This is a genomic window from Aeromicrobium sp. PFPM2_SD2 (genome assembly GCF_057364525.1).
In genome coordinates, this window is the sequence record NZ_JBNFNZ010000681.1 from 1 (window position 1) to 854 (window position 854).

At 76.3% G+C, this 854-nt stretch carries 1 protein-coding gene; it reads left to right on the forward strand.

Features of this window, described 5'->3' with window-relative positions; all coding sequences use genetic code 11:
* The coding region (locus AC2W7G_RS17425) for an ATP-binding protein (protein ID WP_485869546.1) at positions 1-854 on the forward strand (854 nt) is incomplete at both ends.

Consider the following 854-nt stretch of genomic DNA (forward strand, 5'->3'; position numbering starts at 1 on the left):
TCGCCCGGCGGGCGCCGAGGCGGCGTCGGCGTTCGGCGACGCGACGGTCTTCGTCGAGCCGTACCTGGCCACCGCGCGCCACGTCGAGGTGCAGGTCATGGCCGACGCGCACGGCACCTGCTGGGTGGTCGGCGACCGCGACTGCTCGGTGCAGCGCCGCCACCAGAAGCTCGTCGAGGAGGCGCCCGCGCCCGCGCTCTCCGACGCCGCGCGGGCCACGCTGCACGACGCGGCCCGCAAGGCGGCCGGTGCGACCGGCTACGTCGGCGCCGGCACGGTCGAGCTCCTCGTCGAGGGCGACCGCGTCTTCTTCCTGGAGATGAACACGCGCCTGCAGGTCGAGCACCCGGTGACCGAGGCGGTGACGGGGCTGGACCTGGTCGCGCTGCAGCTCGCGGTGGCCGAGGGACGTCCGCTCGACGGCGAGCCACCGGCGCCGTCGGGGCACGCCGTCGAGGTGCGGCTGTACGCCGAGGACCCGGCCGACGACTGGCGTCCGCAGACCGGCACGCTGCGCGCCTTCGACGTCGAGGGCGTCGCGTTCGCGAACCCCGCCGGTCACGGGCTCCGGGTCGACTCCGGCGTCGAGGCCGGCAGCGAGGTCGGCGTCCACTACGACGCGATGCTGGCCAAGGTGATCGCCCACGGACCGGACCGGGCGTCCGCGCTGCGGATGCTCGACGGTGCGCTGCGCCGGGCCCGGGTCCACGGCGTCGCCACCAACACGGCGCTGCTGCGGGCGATCCTGGGCGACGAGGACGTGGTCGCGGCGCGCGTGCACACCTCGCTGCTCGACCAGCGGCTCGAGGCCTGGACGAAGCCGGCCGGCGACCCCGTCCTGCCGGCGCTCGCGC